The organism is Microbulbifer mixtoriginis (SeqCode) (genome assembly GCF_052466865.1).
Genome location: NZ_CP174293.1, coordinates 4,809,508 through 4,826,328, shown reverse-complemented (window position 1 = coordinate 4,826,328; position 16,821 = coordinate 4,809,508). Strand labels below are relative to the sequence as shown.

Annotated in this window: 13 protein-coding genes; 5 read left to right on the top strand and 8 right to left on the bottom strand. The window is 51.3% G+C overall.

Translation table 11 applies throughout. From position 1 onward, the window contains the following. Nucleotides 1-51 precede the first annotated feature (51 nt). From ACJJJA_RS21485 to ACJJJA_RS21465, 5 genes are all read right to left on the bottom strand, one after another. Entirely contained in the window at nt 52-513 is a 462-nt protein-coding gene (locus ACJJJA_RS21485; protein WP_444903332.1) for a YccF domain-containing protein, read from the bottom strand. A 288-nt stretch (nt 514-801) separates the two neighbouring features. Next, entirely contained in the window at nt 802-1,320 is a 519-nt protein-coding gene (locus ACJJJA_RS21480; protein WP_444903331.1) for a nuclear transport factor 2 family protein, read from the bottom strand. Between the two features lie 332 nt (nt 1,321-1,652). Continuing rightward, a complete protein-coding gene (locus tag ACJJJA_RS21475) occupies nt 1,653-1,883 on the bottom strand; it encodes a hexameric tyrosine-coordinated heme protein (RefSeq protein WP_152455425.1) in 231 nt (76 codons plus the stop codon). A gap of 96 nt (nt 1,884-1,979) precedes the next feature. Further along, nucleotides 1,980-2,357 (bottom strand): PH domain-containing protein, encoded by a 378-nt coding sequence (locus tag ACJJJA_RS21470; protein ID WP_444903330.1) that lies wholly within the window; start codon nt 2,355-2,357, stop codon nt 1,980-1,982. Nucleotides 2,358-2,522: 165 nt separating this feature from the next. Further along, nucleotides 2,523-3,443, bottom strand: coding sequence for a LysR family transcriptional regulator (locus ACJJJA_RS21465; RefSeq protein WP_444903329.1), 921 nt, complete (start codon nt 3,441-3,443; stop codon nt 2,523-2,525). A gap of 206 nt (nt 3,444-3,649) precedes the next feature. Here ACJJJA_RS21465 and ACJJJA_RS21460 point away from each other — a divergent pair, with 206 nt between their 5' ends. From ACJJJA_RS21460 to ACJJJA_RS21450, 3 genes are all read left to right on the top strand, one after another. Further along, nucleotides 3,650-5,095 carry an NAD-dependent succinate-semialdehyde dehydrogenase gene (locus tag ACJJJA_RS21460; RefSeq protein WP_444903328.1) on the top strand — a complete coding sequence of 482 codons (1,446 nt, stop codon included), beginning with the start codon at nt 3,650-3,652 and terminating at the stop codon, nt 5,093-5,095. A 130-nt stretch (nt 5,096-5,225) separates the two neighbouring features. Beyond that, nucleotides 5,226-6,539 carry an omega-aminotransferase AptA gene (gene aptA / locus ACJJJA_RS21455; protein ID WP_444887420.1) on the top strand — a complete coding sequence of 438 codons (1,314 nt, stop codon included), beginning with the start codon at nt 5,226-5,228 and terminating at the stop codon, nt 6,537-6,539. Nucleotides 6,540-6,879: 340 nt separating this feature from the next. Next, nucleotides 6,880-7,461 (top strand): HdeD family acid-resistance protein, encoded by a 582-nt coding sequence (locus tag ACJJJA_RS21450; RefSeq protein ID WP_444883019.1) that lies wholly within the window; start codon nt 6,880-6,882, stop codon nt 7,459-7,461. 127 nt (nt 7,462-7,588) lie between these two features. Here the strand turns inward: ACJJJA_RS21450 and ACJJJA_RS21445 are convergent, their stop codons facing one another. Both ACJJJA_RS21445 and ACJJJA_RS21440 read right to left on the bottom strand, forming a co-directional pair. Next, entirely contained in the window at nt 7,589-10,324 is a 2,736-nt protein-coding gene (locus ACJJJA_RS21445) for a M1 family metallopeptidase (protein WP_444903327.1), read from the bottom strand. Nucleotides 10,325-10,466: 142 nt separating this feature from the next. Further along, entirely contained in the window at nt 10,467-12,017 is a 1,551-nt protein-coding gene (locus ACJJJA_RS21440) for a CocE/NonD family hydrolase (protein ID WP_252083618.1), read from the bottom strand. A gap of 327 nt (nt 12,018-12,344) precedes the next feature. Here ACJJJA_RS21440 and ACJJJA_RS21435 point away from each other — a divergent pair, with 327 nt between their 5' ends. Beyond that, nucleotides 12,345-13,847, top strand: a complete 1,503-nt coding sequence (locus ACJJJA_RS21435; protein ID WP_444883016.1) for a hypothetical protein — start codon at nt 12,345-12,347, stop codon at nt 13,845-13,847. Nucleotides 13,848-14,242: 395 nt separating this feature from the next. Further along, nucleotides 14,243-16,408, top strand: a complete 2,166-nt coding sequence (locus tag ACJJJA_RS21430; RefSeq protein WP_444903326.1) for an MltF family protein — start codon at nt 14,243-14,245, stop codon at nt 16,406-16,408. 17 nt (nt 16,409-16,425) lie between these two features. On the opposite strand, the gene ACJJJA_RS21425 is transcribed toward ACJJJA_RS21430, so the two are convergent. Next, nucleotides 16,426-16,800, bottom strand: a complete 375-nt coding sequence (locus ACJJJA_RS21425; protein WP_444887416.1) for a RidA family protein — start codon at nt 16,798-16,800, stop codon at nt 16,426-16,428. Between the last annotated feature and the right edge of the window lie 21 nt (nt 16,801-16,821).

Sequence of the window (16,821 nt, the reverse complement as noted above, 5' to 3'; positions counted from 1 at the left end):
TCACCCTGTCTCATTGAAACCATTTAACAGAAAGGCCTTATTCTTAAATGGCTAGATGTTTCCTCTCATTCTTGAAACTATCGTCTCAGCATTTTTCATCCTTGCAGCTTGGGCTACTTCTGTCACTACAATCGTTTTTCCAATTGGTGATAAGGATATACCTGCAAGCTTTAAGTGTTGAATGGCGAAAGGGATACCAATGATGGTTACAAAGCAGGCAATAGCATGTACCAAATGACCAATCGCCAGCCAAATTCCGGCAAATAGGAACCAGATGATATTGCCGATCAAGCCAAGTCCACTGGTCCCAATATCTTCGTTTAGGGTCAGCTCCTTGCGTGAAATAGCCTCACGTCCAAAGGGAAAGAATGAGAACTTGCCCATTACAAAGCAGGCCCTACCCCAGGGAATACCGACAATGCTGACAAAGGCGATTAGTGCAAAAAACCACCAGCAAAGTCCCATAAAGACTCCGCCAAGAATAAACCATAAGAAATTGCCCAGGGTTCGCACACTTACTTCCTCGAGAGTTATTGTGGGGACTTAATGCAGTTGCTGTTCAGGTACCAGGGCTAAAACCTTGCCAAGCGGCACCTAGAAAGGCGATATCTACCCCCTTTTGATATGCCCATACCACTCTGACGCGGTAGAGAGCTTCTATAGATGCATTAGGGCAAAAATTTGAATGAAGCACAATGGCTGGTATAGAGTGGTCAATCTCACCGGCTGGCGAAAGAGAGGTGAGCGCACTAGAAGAAAGCCCAATACTGCTAAGGATTACCGTTTATTAGCTTTTATACTTTATGGGATGAGTTCGTTAGTTTGGGCATTGGCATTCAGTAGCCGCTCGCATTGACTCTTGCCAATAATTGGCAGTTGGTTATCCAAAAATCCCATTTGTTTAAGTACAGTGGCTTGATCCCAATAGATATGTTCTGAGCTGATCTTATCGCCGTCAAAGTCAATTACTGCAACATGGGGAACAGACAGTTTCCTTCCCGTGGCTTCGATACCTGGAGCGAACCAATCCATACGCAGGGAGTGTGTCAAATGCAGGATAAACTCATCGATAACTCTGTGTTTTCCTACTGTGCGAGTCAGTAGCTCCAGGCTAACATCGGCCGGCATCTGCGGTATAAAAATATCCCGATAGAAGTTCCTCAGCGGTTCCTTTCCGGTTGCACCTGTGTTTACCGGGACGTGAATTAAAACAGGGTTGTCGGTCATAGTGGCGATAGCAGCATCAGCATCCTTTAGCTCAAACTCGGCTGCTGTATGGGTTTCCCAGACCGTAACAAGTCGTTCTTCTTGCTCACTCATGTCTATTACCACTCCATATTCCAAAAGGAGATAGGTACCAATGGCAATGTGATCCGCTCAATAGAGCCTTACCTTTATCGATATCTATACCAATGTCTAGATCAAGGTTTCTCTGCCACGGGCATCCAAAAGAAAGAATAGTTGCAATATAGATTGAAGAATTGGGGATGCTGGTGTTTCTTGATGTTTATAGTGAATTCTGTTGAATATCAGCCAGGGGACTGGTTTTATTTAGGTAAAGTTTGACTGGATATTTATGGTGAGGAAAGGGGAGAGGCGCTTTACAGAACTTTTAGCTAATTTTCAAATTCAATATAAAGCGCTGAAATCTCTTAACCGCGCCAGTAGTTATTGGCGGCAGCTACTGTCTGAAAGTTGATGGCAACTACCTGGGATGAGGCGATCAAGCTATCTGCGTTTTCCTCGTAGGAAGCTCTCAACTTGCCTCTGACCTCATCCGAAGGTTGGGTGTATTTCACTCCCATTCTGGATAGTTTCATGGCCAATTCAAACCCTTGCTGTGCATTCTCGGTAATCAAACTTTCTAACCACATGTGTGACATGAACTTCCCTCTCTTGTGTATAAAATCTGTGGTGGCTTAAATATACCGACTTAACATTAAAATTGAAGGCCTAAATTGTGACGTCCTTCAATATTGTTAAGCCAGTACATACTTACTGATATATTGATTAAATTGGATAAGATCAAAAGATCCTTTGATTTCAAATTTGACCTTTCCCACCTCGCTGAGATACACCACGATTTCACAGTCCAGGTCAAAGGTGCCAGAGCTTTCTACAGAAAACGCCTGTATTTTACTGTAGGGCAGAGATGTGTAGTCGACCTTGGAGCCGGTAATTCCCTGGACGTTGGCTGCGATAATTCTTTTGTTGGTAAAAACCACCTGATCGCGAATGGTTTTGAACCCTGCGAAGATAGATTCACCTTCAATTAGAAATTTATTGAAATCATCTCTAGCCTCGGAGATATCAATAGGCTTCAGTTTGAAGAGGGGTGAACTTTCAAAGTCGATCATAAAGCTTCCATGTGATTCATTTTGACACGCAGTTATTGTATATATGCTGCATTTTTATAACAGTGCAAACCTTAGGGTTTGTTGCCAGTCATTAATGGCTTATAGGTCTTTCGTCTGGGAAGCAGTAAGTTAGACTAATTTAGGCTTCTGTGGCTTTGCCGATAGTTAGTTTTTAATTACTAAAGCCCGCAAAAATAGCTGCACAGCCGGGTGGTCTACTGCATTCTTTTTAAAAGTGGCAGCATTCTGAATGCGGTAGTGAAAACGCTCGGCCAATAGCGGCTTCAGTTTGCCGCACGCCACATATTTTTGTGCGAGATAATCCGGTAGAAAGCCCACAAAACAGCCGGATAGAATCATCGCTAGCCTCGCAGCCATATGGTTAGCGGTGGAACGGTTGGGAAATAATCGGTAAAGGTGAGCCGCGCCAGAGAGCACGGCATGACTTGGGGCTGTCAGTTCCTGCTGGGTAAGTAATTCCTCGCTGACCTGATCCGCTTGGGCACATGGGTGTTGGGCGCCACAGTAGAGTGTGGATTGGTGGTGGAATAGCGGCTGGTATTCCAAGCCAGGTCGACGTGTGTGCAGGGGGTTAATCCCCACATCGGCGCGGCCGGCGAGTATCTCCAGCTCCAGTTCCTGGGGTGCGGCAAGTTGTACCTCCAGGTGTAGCTGGGGGGCCTGTTGGCGAAGGTGGGCAATGGTTGCCGGCAAATCCAGTTGTGGTATCTCCAGCACATCGTCTGGCATCACCAGACGCAGATTTCCGGTGAGGTGAGACTGAATGGCATTCACCTGGCTTTTAAAGGCTTCCAGGTGGCCATCCAATTCGAGGATGGCCTCGAAGAGTGACTCCCCCTCAGGTGTCAGTTTGAAGTCGGCACGGCCGCGGGAGCGCAGGCACAATTGCATACCCAGGCGGGCTTCCAGGTCGGAAATATGTACGCTAATGGTGGAGCGGCCGATATTGAGCGCTACCTCTGCAGGCGCCAGGCCACCGGCGCGCACCACTTCACGGAAAACGCGCAACAGGCGAAGGTCTATATCGCTGAGGCGCCCGCCCAAGGCGCTTTTTGTCTTGCCCATCTGCCGATTTATCCCGTGTTATTTGAGTTAGTTTGCCGTAGCTTAGGCACTGCCAGCGGAGTGGGGATTGGAGTGGACAAGCCACTTCACCCTTAAGTTTGATAAATATAAACTTTAGTTCGAAAAATACTACTATTCTCCCTGGGCTGCTGCGGCCAGAATCGCCGCAATACCATTAATAACAGCAAATTATCAGGAGTTTTCCGGTGGAACTGGCGAATCCAAACCTGTTGAAGTCTCAGAACTATATCGATGGAGAGTGGCGGGATGCTGCGGGCACCGCAGAGGTGCGCGATCCGGCCAATGGCGAAGTACTGGGCTTAGTGGCCGATGGTTCAGCGGAGGATGCAGAGGCGGCGGTAGCCGCAGCCAGCGCCGCATTCCCGGAGTGGAGCCGCCGCACCGCCGGCGAACGTGCCGCCATCCTCAAGCGCTGGTACCAGTTGATTATGGATAACAGCGATGATTTAGCGCGTCTCCTCACTTTCGAGCAGGGCAAGCCGCTGGCGGAGGCCAAGGGGGAAATTATTTATGGCGCCTCTTTTATCGAGTGGTTTGCTGAAGAGTGTCGCCGAGCCTACGGCCAGACGATCCCTACCCACAATCCGGCGATGCGCCTGAGCACCATCCGCCAGCCGGTGGGTGTGGTGACCTGCATCACCCCCTGGAACTTCCCCAACGCCATGATTACCCGTAAGGCGGCACCGGCGCTGGCAGCCGGCTGTACTGTGGTGATCAAGCCGGCACTAGAGACTCCACTGTCCGCATTGGCATTGTGCCAGCTGGCAGAGGAGGCGGGTCTTCCCAAGGGCACCATCAATGTAGTGACCGGCAGCGATTCACCGGGCATCGGCAAGGTACTGACCCAGGACCCGCGCGTGGCTAAATTTACCTTCACCGGCTCCACCGCCGTGGGCAAGCTGCTGATGGCGCAGTGCGCCAGTACCGTGAAGAAGATGTCCATGGAACTAGGCGGCAATGCGCCCTTTATCGTATTCGACGATGCGGATATGGAGACGGCGGTGCAGGCCTGCGTGGCGACCAAATTCCGCAACGCCGGCCAGGTGTGTGTGGCCACCAATCGCATTTATGTGCACGAGTCGGTACACGATGAGTTTGTGGAAAAGCTGCGTGCCGAAGTGGCCGCACTGAAAATCGGCCATGGCTCTGAAGAAGGTGTCAGCATGGGGCCGATGATTTATCGCCGCGCGGTGGATCGGGTACAGGACCTGGTACAGGATGCGGTAGAAGCCGGGGCGAAAATTGAGATTGGCGGTGAGCAGCTGCCCAATGGAGAAAACTATTTCGCCCCCACTCTGCTGACCGGCGTCACGGATGCTATGCGAGTGGCTCAGGAGGAGAACTTTGGTCCTATCGCCGCAGTACAGAAGTTTACCGATGAAGCCGATGTGATCCGCCGTGCCAACGATACTCCTTACGGTTTGGCTGCCTATGTGATGAGCGAGAACATTCGCCGCGCGAACCGTGTGGTGGAAGCGCTGGATTACGGCATGATTGCCTGTAACACCGGGGTATTCTCCACCACCGTAGCGCCTTTTGGCGGCAACAAAGAATCCGGTATCGGCCGCGAGGGCGGTGTCGAAGGCATGGCCGAATTCTACGAAACCAAATACTGCTGCTTCGGCGCCTGATTTTTAGTTTCGAACGGCAGTGCCGTGCGCTTGTCTGAGATTGCACAAGCGCCTGAAAAAATTCGTGGGAGTCGCTGGCTCCCCAACGCAAATATTTTGAAGTTTCAGGGAACTTGCGGAGATACAGTTTATGTCTGAAATGCCAACCAACGCTTTCTGGATGCCCTTTACCCCCAACCGCACCTTTAAATCTGCCCCGCGGATTGTTGAGCGCGCCGAGGGTATCTACCTCACCGAAAAAGGTGGTCGCCAGATTATTGATGCCACCGCCGGTCTCTGGTGCAGTAATGCCGGTCACGGCCGCACAGAAATTGCCGAAGCCATTTATCATCAGGCGAAAACCCTGGACTACAGCTCCATCTTCAATTTTGGTCACGAGTTGGGCTTTGAATACTCCGAGCGCTTGGTGAAGCACACTCCCGATGGCCTGGACCATGTATTTTTCGGTAACTCCGGTTCCGAGGCCGTAGAGACCGCGCTGAAAATTGCTCTGCAATACCAGCGTGCGCGTGGCAAGGGCACTCGCACCATGTTTATCGGTCGCGAAAAGGGCTACCACGGGGTGAACTTTGGCGGTATTTCCGTGGGTGGTATTGCTCCCAATTACCAGGGCTTTGGCCAGCCGGTGAAAGCGAACCATATGCGTCACACTCTGGATATCGAGCGCAACGCCTTTAGTCGCGGTTTGCCGGAGCATGGTATAGAGCTGGCGGAAGACCTGGAACGCCTGGTGGCTTTCCACGGTGCCGATCAAATTGCTGCAGTCATTGTCGAGCCGTTTGCCGGTGCCGGTGGTGTAGTACTGCCACCCAAAGGTTACCTGAAGCGCCTGCGCGAGATCTGTGACAAGCACGATCTGCTGCTGATATTTGATGAGGTGATTTCCGGTTGGGGCCGCACCGGTTCCGCTTTTGCTTCTATCGAGTTCGATGTGACTCCGGATATGATCACCTCCGCAAAAGGTATTACCAATGCGGCGGTGCCTTTGAGTGCGGTGTTTGTAAAAGACGAAATTCATAACACTGTTATGAATGCAGCCGCCGAAGGTATGGTGGAATTTTTCCACGGTTACACCTATTCCGCACATCCAGTGGCCTGCGCTGCGGGTATGGCGACTCTGGATATTTACGAGCGCGAAGGTCTGCTCACGCGCGCGTCTGGTGAAATCGGGCAGCACTGGGAAAATGCCCTGCACAGCCTGGCGGATATGGACAATGTGATCGATGTGCGTAACTACGGTCTGGTTGGTGCTATCGAGCTACGTGCCCCTGAAAACCTTAAAGGTAAGTTCGGAGGCAAGGCTTCCCTTAAGGCCTGGGAATCTGGGGTAATGGCGCGTGGTATCGGCGATGCCCTGTGTATGTCCCCACCGCTGATTATCGAAAAACACGAGATCGATGCGATTGTGGATAAACTGCGCGGTGTGATCGGCGAGTTGGCCTGACCCATACCCTCCGCTGGCAGCCTTAGGGCTGCCGGTTGTCTCCTTTTCTGAATCCTTTTTTCTCCCGCTAAAACCCATCCATGCTAAGCACCCGCCCTCTAACTACTCGCTTGCCTGATTTTTCCGTTCACAAGATTTCTGCGCCTATTTGTCGTTAAGGGCTACACTGAAATTAGCGGCCTGCGGCGCGATCATAGTCTTTGCAGAGTCGACTATTTGGTCGCGGCCGTGGGCCGCCGCTCTCTTATTTTTGCTGGTTCCAGGGAAAATATGTTCGGCTCTGCAAGGCTTCACAGCCTGGCGCTTCACTCAATGCTGATCTGTAACCCGGGGACTGCTTATGTCCACTGATACTTCTCCTATCCCCGCCGGCCCCATATTGAAGGTGCTCTCCGCCAACTGGTGGTTACTGCTGTTGCGCGGTGTTATCGCGGTAATCTTCGGTGTGCTGACATTTATCTGGCCGGGGTTGTCACTACTCACTCTGGTTTTTCTCTTTGGTATCTATGCCCTGCTCGATGGTATTTTTTCTTTGGTGGCGGCAGTTATGGGGCGGCATGCGAGCACTCCTCTTTGGTGGCTGATTGTGTCCGGCCTGATCAGCCTGGCTGCGGGTATTGTGACTTTTATGTTTCCCCAGGTAACCGCTTTGGTACTGGTGATTTTTATCGGTGCCTGGGCATTGGTGCGGGGAATATTTGAAATTGTTGGAGCGATCCGACTGCGCAAGGAAATCGACAACGAGTGGTTGTTGATTGCGATCGGTGTACTCTCGGTAATTTTTGGCCTGGCAATATTGGTCAGCCCTGGAGCCGGAGCCCTGGCACTGGTGTGGGTGATCGGGGCCTATGCCATTATCTTTGGCCTGCCCATGATCTGGCTGGCATTCCGCTTGCGCAAGCACAATAAAAGCGAAAGCTGAAAAAACTATCGAAGGGTACCGGTGCAATATTCGGGTGTCTGCACAGGTTATTGGTTGGAAGGTTTAGCGTGTACAGGGTGGGGAAATTTCCTCACCCTGTACGGGATAAATAACAAAAAATAGCGGCTTATTTATTTGCCAGCTCTACCGATTTTGGTAGAGCCTCCATCAGCGACTGGCCTTTTTCCTGCAATGCCATACACAACTGAATACGCTCTTCAGTCTGCGCCAGGCTGCGCTGGTAGCCGGGCGTCAGCTTGCCGTGCTGGGCGAATAGCTGCTGCAATTCATCCAATTGTTTTTTATCGCAGAAGGCATTGGCAAATGCGGGTGTATGGCGGCGGATCTGCGCGGGGATTTTATCCACAACCTGGACAAAATTATTGCGCAGCCAAGCCCAGTGTTGCTCCTGCACCAGCGGCTGCGCCAGGGCGTAGCGAATCATTGCAAAAGACTCCCGCGGACCCATCTGTTCGCTGAGTGCTAACTTTTGGATAGTCTCTATTTGCTTGGGGCTATTACTGCTGCCGATGGCATTGGCACTGGCGTTTTCAAAGCGTGGATCATCCAGCTCGGTGCGCACTTTAATCAGGTGTGTGAGGAAGTCCTCTCCGGCATCCTGGATAGCCACGGTCAGGGCGGCTTCGTACAGGTCGGAGTTCAATGCCTGGGGATCGCGCTCGGTGTTAAAGCCGGTAAAGGCTGTAGCCTTTTCCATTAACTGTTTGCGGGTATCCGGATCTTCTGCCACCAGTGCCATAAAACCGAGCAGGGCGCTGTGCAGCATTTGCTGGTCGGCATCTTCGCTGCTCGCGCTGTTGCTCAATAGTGGCAGATAAAGGTTCTGGGCAAAGTTTAGGAAAGCCAAGCGCTCGGCATCGTCGAGATAATTATCGCGGTACTTACGCAGGTAGCGCAGAGGCATGGTAATTACCTGGCGCTTGTCTGCTTTCGCTGACTGGCGCACAACGTCGAGCAAGCGGGGAGCAGGTAGCTTACCGGCTTCGAAGGCAGCGAAGGCGCTGTCGATAATTGAAAGTTGCTCCGTAGGGGCGAACTGGGTGAAGTGCTCGGTAAGGGCCTGCCACTGGGGCTCGGGCAGGTTCCAGCGGTAGTAGCCGCTGCCCTGTGCGTTGGGCATTACCCAGCTGGGGCAGCTGCCTGCAGCGAGTTCCAGGGTCTCTTTTTTACCGGTCAGTATCTGACACTGCTGGGTGCCGCTGTCGCTGCTAAAGCAGAAGGGGATACTCCACTGCTGTGCGGTTGTAGCAATAGGGGAGCCAAGGGGTTTGTAGCGGCTCTGGGTGACATGCAGTTTGGCTTGGGCCGGATTGCTGCAGTCCAGGGCCAGCTCCAGTTGCGGTACACCTTTTTGTTCGACAAAACTACGGAAAGTCTCTGTCAGTTCCGGGGTATTGGTTTCCTTCCCGATCACTTTGTAGAAAGAAGGGGAGTCTGCCTCACCACCGTTAAAAGCTTCCAGATAGCGGCCCAGGGCCGGACGGAATTTCTCCGCGCCGAAGTAGTTATCCACCATATTGATAACGCCCAGGCTCTTGGAATAGGTGATGGAGTCGTAGGCGTTGCGGATATTGTTGTTGTCGCTAACAGGCTCGCGAATGGCGCGGGTGCTGGCGAGGGAGTCCAACTGCATAGCGCCGATTGCGTAGGTGGCGGCGTTTAGGTCGTGGCCGCCCTCGGGTTCCATAATACGCAGGGCCAGTGGTTCGCCCCAGGTGGCGAAGCCCTCTTTTAGCCATAGGTCGTCCCACCAGGGGGGAGTCACCTGGTTGCCAAACCACATATGCGCGATTTCATGGGCGTGTACCTCTACCAGAGCCAGCCGCGCGCCGGGAGCGGGGTTATCGCCCACCAGAATGCGTTGTTCGCGATAAGTGATGGCTGCAGACAATTCGGTGGCGCCACTGGGCCACTGGGGCGCGGCGATAATATCGAGCTTTTTAAAGGGGTAGGGGCGCTGCAGTTGATTCTCGAAGGTCTCCACCATTTTGGGGGTGATATCGAGGATGTAATTCATATCGCCACCGCGGCCCTGACGCGCAAAACCGCGCAGGGGAATCGGGTCCTTGCGGTACTTACTCGGTGGAATAGCTGCGCGCTCAACCACATCGAAGGGACCTACCGAGAGGGACAGCAGATAAGTGGACATGGGGGGAGTGGTGGCAAAAGTCACTTTCTCCATGCCGCCCGGCACAGTCTCGCGTTTTAATTCCAGCCCATTACTGATAGCGGCGTAGCCCTCGGGCACAGTGAGGCTGATGGAAAAGGGCGCCTTTAGGCCGGGTTCGTCGAAACCGGGCAGATATTTGCGCGCCTGGATGGACTCAGACTTGGCCAGGGCATAGGCATTGCCCTGCTCTTCCACTTTAAACAGGCCGGCCAGGTTGCGATCAAAGTCCGCGGCGTAATCCATCTGCAGAGTAAAACTGCCCGCCGGCAGTTGCTCGGAGAATTCAACCGTGGCGACGCCGCTGTCGAGGACCTCGCGGTAGCTGGCTTGCACCTCACGCCCGTCTGCCAGTTGCGCAGTGGCTTTGGTTACCGACAGGTTCTTGCCGTGCAACCAGATATGGTTGCCGGCCTGGTCCAGCTGAATGTCGATAGCGACACGGCCACTGAAAGTATCTTTGCGAGGATCGAGAGTCAGGTCCAGGTGGTAGGCGCTGGGCTTTACTCCTTGGGGAAGCTTGCCCTCAGGCGCTTCTCTGATGTCCAGGGCTGTCATTTGAGCGCTGGATTCCTGGTCGATTTTCTGCGGGGCCTTTTCCGCCGGGTTACACCCGGCGACTGTTACTGATAACAGCGCCGCGCTCAGCAGGGCGAGCGGTATCTTCTTGTTCATAGAGCGATGGGGTACTTGGCCAAAAAAAGGCCATTGTACCGCTTTGGCGGAAAATTACGTGGGGCTGTGGGCGTTGAGATAGATCCAGGGGGAATGCCATGCCCGGCGATCAAGCGCTGGGCATGGTGATGGCTGTGAAAGTTTACAGGTGTGGGACAGTTAAACTGGAAACCTTGCTGCTGCTATAGGGCACAGTGATGGTGTAGTTGGTATCTTGTGGCTTCTTGTAAATAGGGCCTTGAGTATCAATAGCCATAACTACTCGGTGACCAGCAGGCACATCGTAGCTGGTGGTGAACAGTTCAACCTCCACTTTTTGCTTCTTACCTGGCTGTTCAGTGCGCACAGTAATTGGTGCGTGGGTGATCAGGCGGCCAAGGCCAAAGAAATTGACATCGTAGAGATGTACATTCATTTGAACCTCGCTCTTACTGGGCTCGATCCACATCTCTAGCTTTGGTGCGCCGCGGACTTTCAGGGTCTCAGACTGCCTTGGTGACTTGTATTCGATGGCATAGTAACCGTTGATTGCCATCATAGGAGCGTATACCGGAATGCCGAAACCTTCTAAGGCATCGGAAACCAATGGGATACCGGTACCAGCAAAGGTATCCCAGCCCCCGTGGAATTCATTACTCCAGCTCCAGCCATCATATTTACCGCTCTCCATACTGCCGCTATTGAACATGGTAAAGCGTGGTTGTAGATACCAGGTGGTGCTCTCTTGGGTTACTGGGTAGTCCTCATAGTGCTCCAGCTTGTTGCTGATACGCACGGTCATGTCCACTTTAGGTTCGCGGTTGATTCCGTTGTCTTTGCCCTTCAGGTGGTGATCGAACCAGCGGAAGCTGGTAGACCAAATGTGTCCATCGTTGCCAGAGAGTGTCTCGGTAATGGCGTGGGTACCAGGGTTTAGCATTAGCTTCTTGGGCCCCTCAAGTAGGGAGAAGAAGTCTGTCATGCTGTTGGGCTTGAAAAGATAATCGGCAAAGTTATTCGATACTAGTACTGCAGTGCCATTTTCATTTAGTTGATCGACATAGCTTATTGCCGAGCGTTTGGCGCCGAACTCTATAACTTGCTCCATGTTCTGGCCGCTGCGCAGGTCATCCCAGACTTGCTCAAGTTCAGCTTCTTTATCGAAGGCGGTAGTGACAAGTAAGCTACCCCAGACCAAGTTAACGGTTTCATTGGGGTAAAGCGCTTCAACTACATCGGCCCAGCCGGACAGCGCAGCAACCGCATCAATACGGGAGTCTTGCGCGGCGCTTAGTAGGGAAATACCGCCACCATAAGAAATACCAGCCATTCCCAGTTTGCCCACGGAGTAATTGGATTCGAGCCAATCAATTAGCACACCCACATCGGCAATGCTGTTCTCTCCGGCCACGTCCACCAGTCCACCGGAGTGGCCAAAGCCGCGGGTGGAGTAACTCAAAACCAGGTATCCATTTTCAGCCAGCTCCTTGGCCTGGAAGTGGTATTGGCGTTTTTCCAAGCCCCAGCTGTTGGTGAAGATCACGGTAGGGTAGCCCTCCGCTGGTGCCGGGGTTTCCGGCACAAACAGGTTGGCATCGAGTACCGTTCCGTCGAAAGAGGTAATATCCAGGTCGGAAATATATTCAGGGGCCGACCAGGCATGCGCTGACATCATAGCGCCGCCAAGCAGCGCCAGTAGTGGTGTAGTTTTCATTTTTTTCTCTCATCAAAGTAAATTATTTTTATTTTTTGACCATGATTAATACATTGGTCAGGAGCGCAATATATAGAACCCGGCCGCGTATTTGTATGCTGTTTGATTAAAAAATGAGACGCTTGTCTCGTAGTTTGTCGCTGCCCCCATTAGGTTTTTATATCGACTTTTTTAAATTCACTTTGTCCAGATGGTCACATAAAAATCGCCTAAAAAGTTCATTTCTTATTCATATTGATCTTTTTTTGATCAATAAAAACCGGTAATGTGTGCTTCTACGATTTGGCCACGGAGGGCTTCGGCAACAATGACTCGGTGGCCTGAACTATGGTTTCTCGCTCAGCTGTTTTCTTAGTACTTTTTTTCGTTTTCTCTCTGTCTGCCAATGCTGCATCCCGCTATCTCGGCGAGGAGATCTGGTATCAGGTAGACAGTAAAAACTTTCGGGTTATTACCGATGGCGACCCCAAAGCGGTAAAAACCCTGGTGGCCGATCTGGAGCGCTATCGCGCCGTGGCTATAGAGCTGTTGGAGGTAGACCCCAGCGTCCCTAAGCTCACAATTTATGCGGCCGGGGACCGCAAAACCTATGCGGGTCTGGTTGGGGCTGAGTTGGCGGAGATGACCAACGGCCTGTTTGATACCTCCGCCGAGGGCAGTTATGCCCTGGTGAACCTGGATGGCCGCAGTGTAAAAAAACAGCTTAAGGCCCGTGAATTTCTCTTTCACGAATATACCCATTTCCTTAGCTATAACGGCAATACCACGCATTTCCCCTACTGGTATAGCGAGGGCTTTGCCGAATTTATGGCGACTATGTCCTTCCCTAAAAAGGGACGTTATGAACTGGGCGAAATTCCCCAGGAGCGCGCTCAGACTCTGATGTATGCCGGCTTGATGCCGCTCGACCGGCTGCTGCGTGCAACGGTGTACGATACCGACCCCGAGGAGAAAGCCGATATCTATGCCAGTGGTTGGTTGCTGTCCCACTGGTTAATGATGGAGGGCGATAAGGCGGAAGAATTTAAGCAGTTTGTCAAAGACTACAACGATGGTGCAGATCCGGTGAAATCACTGGAGAAAGCCCTGGGAATGTCGGTAAAAGAGCTTGAAAAAGTGTATGTAGCCGCATTTGACTCAGGGGAATATGAGGTGGTCAGTGGGGATATCCCTGCTGATTTTAAAGAGGTGACACCTCGAGTGAAGCGCCTGCAAAAGCGGGAAGCAGTAAATGTACTGGCGAACTTTATTGCCCAGTCTGGTTACAACCTACAAGCCCTCGACGATCTGATTACCTATTCCTACCACACAGGGATCTATAGCACTGAGCTGGCTGCCATTAAGGCGAGTGCGGATCTGCGTATAGGGGATTTTCCGCAGGCCAGTCATTTGCTTGCCAGTGTGCCAAAAAAGGATCGCCGGCAACCCTGGTACCTGAGTGCCCACGCCTGGCTGACGGTGAATCAACAGGCCACGGTGCCCAACGATGCCCGCGATTTACGCAGCCTGAAAAAAGCCCGTGAAGAGTTCGACTACCTAGTGAATAAAGAGCCTCAGAATGCTTCTCACTGGTTTGGTCTGGCCATGGCTATGGAAATGTTGAGCTATCCCCGTGAGGAATATCTATCCAAGCTTGAAGAAGCTTATAAGCGCGCACCGCGGGAGCTCCATATTGCTCAGTGGCTGGCAGAAGAACTCTATCAACAGAAAAATGCGGAATACTTTGCCCGGGTGGCAAAGCCGCTGATGTTCGAACTCCCGGATGAGGAGGAGAACCGACAAATAAAAATGAGATTGGCGGAGCTACAGGGCAAGCCTAAATCCAGCTAATAACAATAAGATGCTCACAGAATAATAGAGGGGCTGTCACTTGATGTAAGAGACAACCCATAGTCGCCAACGTATATTTGCCCGGCAATTTGGTTTGCCGGGCTTTTTTTATTGAGGCTGCGGAAAACTGGTACGATTTGGCTTATTGTTACTGATGTTGGGTTTCTTCCTGATAAAGGGGGAGTACTACTTAACTACTAACATTATAACGATGACGCCTTACCCGGTGCTTTTTAACTATTGAAAGACATCGAACAGAAGTCAGAATTTGTTTTTAAATACCTATAGACGCCGACGCCTTGCGGCGACAGTAATACTCTACGCCGCACTAATTCGCTATTTAGTCCAAAAGTGGATGGATAACAATAACAATTTCGCTGAAATAAGGTTGAACTGTGCATAAAAAAATAGTCGCGATAACTTTTCTGATCGTCGCTCTTATGTGTTCAGTAAGCTGTGAAAAGCGCTCTTCTCAACAAGTAGAATCACAGCAGGTTGAACCCCAACAGGTCGTCGCTGAACCCACTAAAGAACCTGAAATTGTTTTTGCGAACTACCCGGAACTCGGAGACCTACCCGCCTTACAGGAGCGAGGCATCTTGCGCTTACTTGCTCCCAGAGGCCCTGAGGAGGATGCCCTGCCGCGTTCTGGCTTGCCGCAGGGAGAGTGGCGGGAGCTTGCAGAAAAATTTGCCTACAGCCGCAACCTAAGGCCCCAGTGGGTTTATGTGGATAACTTTTCCGGTTTGGTCCCCGCTTTGGCAGAAGGCCGAGGTGATGTGATCGCCACTAATTTCTCCCGCACGGCCAAAAGACGCTCGCAGGTGGCGTTCACACGGCCGCTACAAACGGTGAATGAACTAGTAATTACGCTTCGCGATTTGAATAGCCCGCTACAGGAGGTAGCCGTACGCCGTGGCAGTGCCTATGCCGAAACCTTGAGTGAAGATACAGATCAGGCCTATAAGGTCACGCTCTTGGATGGTGCGGTGGCAAACAGCGCATTGTTAGATGCTGTTGTCGCAGGTAAGTATCAGGCAACCGTGATGGACAGTAATTTGGCCGATGCGCTTTTGCCCGATTATCCGCAGCTCGCTGCCAGCGATCAGCTGGAATCCAGCAGAGATATTGCCTGGGCAGTGCGTCTCAATGCCACAGAGCTACGACGTGAGCTCAATGAATTCCTGACGGCAGAATTGGTATTGGCCGGGCAAAACTCCAATAAAATGATGCGGGATTGGGAGGGTATTTTAGCGGATGGCACTCTGCGAGTACTGACCCGTAATCATCCAGCTTCTTACTTTATTTGGCGTGGAGAATTGATGGGGTTCGACTATGACCTGCTGAAAAAATTTGCTCGTGACCATAAGCTTCGCCTCAGTATGGTTGTGCCCGATGCGGATATGGATTTAGCAGATGCCCTGCAGGCAGGTATGGGTGATATGATCGCCTCGTCACTGACGATTACCGAGATGCGCCGTAAGCAGGGGCTCGTTTTTACACGCCCCTACCTTGAGGTGACTGAACAGCTGATTGCTCCAAGCAAAGATATCTCCCTGCAAGGAGATGTGCCCTTAGAGCAAATGCTGTCGGGAAAGATGGTGGCTGTAAACCCACAAACCAGCTACCGTGAGAGTCTCTCAGAGATGGTGGTATTGCAGCGGGAGCAGGGAATCGCCCCACTTCAGATATCTGAGCAGCTAGGCGCAACAACCGAATATTTAATCGATGCCGTTGCTCAGGGGTTATTTCCCTATACGATTGCAGATTCTCATCTGGTTGCGATCGAGAGCACTTATCGCGATGATTTTAGGGTGGTGGCTGAATTGCCCAGTGTCAGAGAAATAGCCTGGGCTGTGCGTGCAGATCAAAGCCAACTGCTGGGAAAATTAAATAACTTTTTAAATAAACACGATCGCGATTTGTTTTTTAATGTTACTTACAATAAGTACTTTAAAGAGAAAAAGCGTATTCTTCGCCATCAGGAAAATCGCCTGCGCAGTAGTAGTGATTCACTTTCACCCTACGATCCTATAGTCCATAAATATACGGATAAAACGGATCGTGACTGGCGCATGGTGGTTGCTCAGATGTACCAAGAAAGCCAGTTCAATCCCCGCGCCCGTTCCTTTGCCGGGGCTCAAGGTCTGATGCAGGTGCTCCCGCGTACTGCTCGCCAATTAGGGGTTGATAATCTTTATGAGCCTGAGAATGGCATCCGTGCGGGAGTCTCCTATCTAGATTGGCTGGATCAACGCTTCCCACAGATGCTTTCGCAGGAGCAAAAAATATACTTTACTTTGGCTGCTTATAATGCCGGCCATGGCCATGTACGTGATGCTATAGCCCTTGCCCAGCGCATGGAATTAGATCCCAATAAATGGTTTGGCCATGTAGAACAGGCCATGCTGTTGTTATCCAAGCCTGAATACTATCGCCAGAGTCGCTTTGGCTATGTACGGGGTCGGGAGCCGGTTAAGTATGTGCGGGAGATACGGGATAGATATATAGGCTATCTCGGTGTAGAGCGTAATGGGCCTCCTAGGGGAGGCGAATGGTGATTCTAGCCTTGATGGCCTTATACCATAGCCGCTATTGCCTCAATCTCTAGTTTTAGGTCAGGGTGAATCAGATTAGAAACTTCTACTAGTGAACAGGCTGGCAAGTTTCCGTCATAAAACTGAAATAACGCTTTGCGCAGGTTACTGGTCTGTTCTATGTCCTTTATGAAGATTGTTAACTTAATGAGATCAGACTTGTTCCGCCCCTCGTATTCCAGGATATTATCTATCTGAGAGAGTACCTCTTGGGCTTGATCTAAAAATTCTTTTTTCTGAGAAGTGGTTCCCTGTGCGGTCAAGCCCGAAATGTAGAGCGTATTTTCATGGATAACAGAATGTACATAAGGGCCTTTTTGTGACGGTAGAAAGGGATATTCTCTTTTTTTAAGCATAATTAATCCAAGCTTATACGG

What these genes read in the sequence shown, in the direction of transcription:
- aptA (WP_444887420.1), top strand. Translation starts at nt 5,226, where the DNA reads ATGTCTGAAATGCCAACCAACGCTTTCTGGATGCCCTTTACCCCCAAC.
- ACJJJA_RS21450 (WP_444883019.1), top strand. Translation starts at nt 6,880, where the DNA reads ATGTCCACTGATACTTCTCCTATCCCCGCCGGCCCCATATTGAAGGTG.
- ACJJJA_RS21470 (WP_444903330.1), bottom strand. Translation starts at nt 2,357, where the DNA reads ATGATCGACTTTGAAAGTTCACCCCTCTTCAAACTGAAGCCTATTGAT.
- ACJJJA_RS21445 (WP_444903327.1), bottom strand. Translation starts at nt 10,324, where the DNA reads ATGAACAAGAAGATACCGCTCGCCCTGCTGAGCGCGGCGCTGTTATCA.
- ACJJJA_RS21465 (WP_444903329.1), bottom strand. Translation starts at nt 3,443, where the DNA reads ATGGGCAAGACAAAAAGCGCCTTGGGCGGGCGCCTCAGCGATATAGAC.
- ACJJJA_RS21425 (WP_444887416.1), bottom strand. Translation starts at nt 16,800, where the DNA reads ATGCTTAAAAAAAGAGAATATCCCTTTCTACCGTCACAAAAAGGCCCT.
- ACJJJA_RS21440 (WP_252083618.1), bottom strand. Translation starts at nt 12,017, where the DNA reads ATGAAAACTACACCACTACTGGCGCTGCTTGGCGGCGCTATGATGTCA.
- ACJJJA_RS21435 (WP_444883016.1), top strand. Translation starts at nt 12,345, where the DNA reads ATGGTTTCTCGCTCAGCTGTTTTCTTAGTACTTTTTTTCGTTTTCTCT.
- ACJJJA_RS21480 (WP_444903331.1), bottom strand. Translation starts at nt 1,320, where the DNA reads ATGAGTGAGCAAGAAGAACGACTTGTTACGGTCTGGGAAACCCATACA.
- ACJJJA_RS21475 (WP_152455425.1), bottom strand. Translation starts at nt 1,883, where the DNA reads ATGTCACACATGTGGTTAGAAAGTTTGATTACCGAGAATGCACAGCAA.